Genomic DNA, 4614 nt, shown 5'->3' with positions numbered 1-4614 from the left:
CGGAGTTTTTCAAGTTAGTTGTCGCCTCAAGTTAAATTTTATGCCGCCCGCATTTCTTCTTTTTTCTCAGGATTCAAATTTATTTCGTTTATCATTGACCAATCTCGTGACTTTCCTGACCAACGACTTGGGTTATTCAATTTAGCAGCATCGTTTACCTGCTGACGCTTGGCTAATATCTCTTTATCTAAACCTGAATGACGTTGATTTGGCGTCACAAATTTTATACCACTGTGTAGGTGCTCATTATTGTACCAATCAACGAATCCGCTTACCCATTCTCTTGCTGCGCTTATATCTTCAAATGCCTTTTCTGGGTATTCTGGGCGATACTTTAACGTTTTAAATAACGACTCAGAGTACGGGTTGTCATTACTTACTGACGGTCGGCTAAATGATGGCACAATGCCTAGCTCCTGTAATGTTGCCAACAATGTCGCGCCTTTCATTGGGCTGCCATTATCTGAGTGCAACGTGACTTGCTCTCGCTTTATTTGCTCTCGACTGCAAATATCCTTCATTAAATCTGCGGCTAATTCACTTAACTGTGTGTCGTGAACCTGCCAACCGACAACCTTTCGACTAAAAATGTCCATCACTAAATATAAGTATAAAAACTGCCCTTTTACGCTCGTTGGTAAATAGGTGATATCCCAGGTATACACTTCATTTGCACGCACTGCCTTCAATGCTCTTGGCTTTTTCATCGGCTTTGCCGGCTTTACTTTTTCTCTATGCGTTAATAAGTTATGTGCCTTCATGACACGATAAAATGAACTTTCAGACGCTATCCATATGCCGTTATCAAGCAGCTTAGGGACTATTTTACTGGCCGGTAAATGCCCATACTCAGTTGAGTTAACCGTATTAATAATACGCTGCCGCTCTAACTCTGTGAGACGATTTGGCGGCCGTTTTATCGTACTTGTTCGCTTGTCAGTCATATTGTCAGCTTCAATCCAACGTTGAACGGTTCTTGCCGTCAGCCCAAGTAACTCACATGCTTTTTCTTTCCTTGCCCCTGAATCCTGCGCGTTTGTAATAAGCTTTATTAATTCATGTCGCTCAGCCAGTGTTGTTAATCGTCCTCGTTGAAACCCCAGAGTGCATCCGCTTTTTTTTTGAGAACAAGCAGAGCGGCTGTTTCAGCTAAGGCCTTATCTTTACGATTCAGTTCTTTTTGCAGCTGTTTTATCTCTTGCTTAAGCTGTTTACTGTCTGATTTAACTAGTTTCGTTGTAGGTCCTTGGGCAAAATCTTGCTTCCACTGCTTAATATGATGCGGGTAAAGCCCTTTATTACGACAGTATTCATTAATGGCTGTTTCATCTAAATGACCACAGTCAATAATCGCGCTGAGTCTTTCTTCTAAACTCCAGTCTTGTGGTCGTTTTTCTGCTGTCATTTGGCTACCCGTCTGGTGTGTTTCAAGTTGATGTTTTTTTGCGAGTGCTATCCAACGCTGTAACGTTGAATAACCGACACCTAAATCATCTGCAATATCTTCTAAGCGAACATCATCACATTGAGATAATGCTTTTTCAACCGCTTGAACTTTAAATTCTTGTGTAAATCGACGTCTCATTATATCTGCCTCTATTAAAAGTTAGAGGCGACAACTATCCTGACACAGGGGGCGGGCGACGGGTTACGAGCCTCGAGCCTAAAACCTCGAACCTAAACCCTAAACCCTAAACCCTAAACCCTAAACCCTAATACCGACGCGGGGTGAACCCGCTGCTACAGGTATAAAAAAACCTTGCAATGTTAACCGCAAGGTTTTTAAATACCTAAAACCTAAAACCTAAAACCTAAAACCTAAAACCTAAAACCTAAAACCTAAAACCTAAAACCTAAAACCTAACTATCAGGCTCGCATCAATTCCGTAAGTAGTTTACAATGGCGAGTTCGGTTTGATAAATGCTGGCGACTGCTCGTTAAGCTAAGGTTACAGGGTATAGTATGGAAAATTGGTATTTAGTTATGTGCAAGCCCCGACAAGAGGAAAGGGCAAAAACTAACTTAACCAACCAAGGGATTGAGGCATTTTACCCCAAATTAACAACAGAAAAGCTGGTTAAAGGTCGTCGTACTGTTAAACAGCTCGCTTTGTTTCCTAATTACTTGTTTGTTCGTCTTAAATTAAACAGCGGAAATTTTTCTGCTGTAAAAAATACCCGCGGTATTGGTGGGTTTGTATCTTATGGTGCGAGTTATCAAGTGGTACCCACAAGTTTAATTGAACAATTACAAAGTAAATGTTCACAAACCGTTGAGTCAACAATGCCAAAAGCGGGTGATGTAGTCAGCGTTAATAACGATTCTTTTAAAAGTATTCAAGCAATATACAAAGAGCCCGATGGCGATATGCGCAGTATTTTGTTAATTAACCTACTTAATAAGCAAATAGAAATGAGTGTATACAATAAAGATATTGAATCTTAGATAAAAGTGATGGTGCTAGGTTCTAGGTATAGATTAAGCCAAGTGCGGTGTTAAAGTTCATGGTAACGAGCTCCGGGCGATGGGCATCGAGCAACGAGCCTAGAACTTAGGGCAGCGGGCAACGAGTTACGAGCCTAGCACCTAGAACCTAGGCCCTCGAACCTAACCCTAATACCGACGCGGGGTGAACCCGCAGCTACAGGTATAAAAAAACACCGCATTTGCATTAAACGCGGTGTTTTTATGTTTTTCTGATACGACTCTATAAAAGTGGACACTTATTTAAGGAATAAGTGTTATGAAAATCAAAACTAGGCGTAGTCATTCAATTGAATTTAAAACAAAAGCAGTTGAACAATCGTTAGACTCTCCAGATACTGTTAATGTAATAGCTCATCGACTGGGCATTAACCCTGTCTTATTATCTAAATGGAGACGAAAAATGACGTCAAAAAGTACATCTAACCCAATTAAAAACCAAGGCCCTGATAAGTCATATAAAGATTTGAAGCGCCAAGTGCGTAAGCTTGAAAAGCAATTGGAAGATGCGCAGTTGGAGAACGATGTGTTAAAAAAGGCGAAGGCCAACTTGGACAGCCGAAAAGAATAAGATTTGAGTATATTCACCAAGCTGCGACAGCTAAGAAAACGATAAAAAAATTATGCACATGGTTGTCAGTATCAAAAGCTGGATATTATAAATGGCTAAAGCACTCATTAAGTCAACGTGCGTCAGAAAACGACTCATTGCTTGAGTTTTTGAAAAAAGTAAGTAGTGATGAGCACTGTATTCCGGGCTACAGAAAGTTGTGGAAAGCCGCTATAGACAATGGGTATGAGTGTAGTAAAGGCCGTGTGCAGCGATTACTGCAGAGTATGGGTTACCGCTCAGCCGCGGGTAAACGCCGACATACCGGTAGCGGAAAAAAGCAGGGGCATATCACTGCAGAAAACTTGTTGGGTCGTGAGTTTAGTGTTGATGAACCCAATACGGTATGGGTGTCAAAAGTTGGATATGAAAACTTTAGAGACGCTAAATATAGTGTGAGTGATTATATCAACGGATATTACAATAATGTTAGACCACATCATTATAATGCTGGTTTAGCGCCGAATGAATCTGAGATTAGATATCAAGATTCTAAAACTGTGGCCAAAATTAGTTGACCACTACACAGGCGGTGAAATACAGCTTACAGACGCGATTGATGCATTATTGGCTATTGATACGGTAGAAGCGTTTCATATGAGTGGCCGCTCACACGACTGTGGCGATAAACTCGGTTATTTAAAAGCGATTGTAGAATACAGCATGCGCGATAAAAGCTTAGGCGATGAGTTTACTGAGCATATGAAAGAGTTGGTTAAAGGGTAACGGGCGACGGGCATCGGGCTACGAGCGACGAGCTTCAGGCCTCCAGAGGGCGTTCAGAATTCTGTGTCAGCCTAAGTTGCTAAATATCTAGCACACCATCTAACCTACCTTCGAAGTGGATGGCCAATTGCGACAATGTCAGATTCCAATTATGGATTGGCATTGTCCATTTCTTCGAGGCATTCAATATGCCTGCATACAATAATTTCATCAAGCTGTTTTCATTAGGGAATGCTCCCTTAGTCTTGGTGAGTCGTCTAAACTGGCGATGTACAGCTTCAATTGCATTTGTGGTATAAATAGCTTTACGCACGTAATCTGGATACTTGAAGTAAACCGACAGATTGCCCCACTTACGACGCCAAGACTCGATAACGATAGGGTATAACTTGCCCCATTTGGCATCTAATTCGGCGAGAGCGGCTTCTGCTGCATCTTTAGTGGCTGCCTTATAAACGGGTTTCAAGTCAGCCATAAACTCTTTTTGGTGCTTTGAAGCAACATACTTCATCGAATTACGAATTTGATGAATAACGCACTCCTGCACTTCGGCGTCAGGATAGATTGTTGCTATTGCTTCAGGGAAGCCTTTTAGTCCATCAACACAGGCAATTAAAATATCGGATACACCACGATTATGTAAATCTGTTAATACTGATAGCCAATAGTTAGCCCCTTCACTTTCAGAGATATATAAACCAAGTAACTCTTTGCGGCCCTCGATATTGACACCTAGTACGGTATAAATAGCCTTACTCACGTAGCGCCCATTTTCTTTAATCTTATAATGAAT

General features: G+C 41.3%; 5 protein-coding genes and 1 pseudogene. 4 read left to right on the top strand and 2 right to left on the bottom strand.

Annotated features, from left to right (window positions below):
* Nucleotides 1–38: 38 nt before the first annotated feature.
* Nucleotides 39–1585, bottom strand: a protein-coding gene (locus tag ND6B_RS12600) for an IS3 family transposase (RefSeq protein WP_152569104.1) whose coding sequence is annotated in 2 segments (ribosomal slippage) — nt 39–1105 and nt 1105–1585 — 1548 coding nt in all. Because the reading frame shifts where the segments join, the coding sequence is not laid out codon by codon here.
* A gap of 378 nt (nt 1586–1963) precedes the next feature.
* On the opposite strand from ND6B_RS12600, the gene rfaH reads away from it, so the two are divergent.
* The 4 genes and pseudogenes from rfaH to ND6B_RS12615 all read left to right on the top strand — a co-directional run.
* Nucleotides 1964–2446: a transcription/translation regulatory transformer protein RfaH gene (gene rfaH, locus ND6B_RS12610; RefSeq protein WP_033103098.1), complete on the top strand. Its 483-nt coding sequence runs from the start codon at nt 1964–1966 to the stop codon at nt 2444–2446.
* A 298-nt stretch (nt 2447–2744) separates the two neighbouring features.
* The gene (locus ND6B_RS19875) at nt 2745–3056 is read left to right on the top strand and encodes a transposase (protein ID WP_081844665.1); all 312 of its coding nucleotides are present in this window, start codon (nt 2745–2747) and stop codon (nt 3054–3056) included.
* Nucleotides 3057–3118: 62 nt separating this feature from the next.
* A complete protein-coding gene (locus ND6B_RS0119120; protein ID WP_081844667.1) occupies nt 3119–3613 on the top strand; it encodes an IS3 family transposase in 495 nt (164 codons plus the stop codon).
* Between the two features lie 7 nt (nt 3614–3620).
* Nucleotides 3621–3821: pseudogene (locus ND6B_RS12615) on the top strand (UTP--glucose-1-phosphate uridylyltransferase); the annotation flags it as partial.
* A 79-nt stretch (nt 3822–3900) separates the two neighbouring features.
* Here ND6B_RS12615 and ND6B_RS12620 read toward each other — a convergent pair.
* On the bottom strand, nt 3901–4614 hold a 714-nt coding region (locus tag ND6B_RS12620), incomplete at its 5' end, for an IS256 family transposase (protein ID WP_033102931.1).

Source organism: Pseudoalteromonas sp. ND6B (genome assembly GCF_000764215.1).
GTDB classification, from domain to species: domain Bacteria; phylum Pseudomonadota; class Gammaproteobacteria; order Enterobacterales; family Alteromonadaceae; genus Pseudoalteromonas; species Pseudoalteromonas tetraodonis.
The sequence above is the reverse complement of the archived record's forward strand: the minus strand, read 5'-3'. Positions and strand labels throughout refer to the sequence as shown.

Coding starts and splice junctions, on each gene's coding strand:
- rfaH (WP_033103098.1), top strand. CDS start 1,964: ATGGAAAATTGGTATTTAGTTATGTGCAAGCCCCGACAAGAGGAAAGG.
- ND6B_RS19875 (WP_081844665.1), top strand. CDS start 2,745: ATGAAAATCAAAACTAGGCGTAGTCATTCAATTGAATTTAAAACAAAA.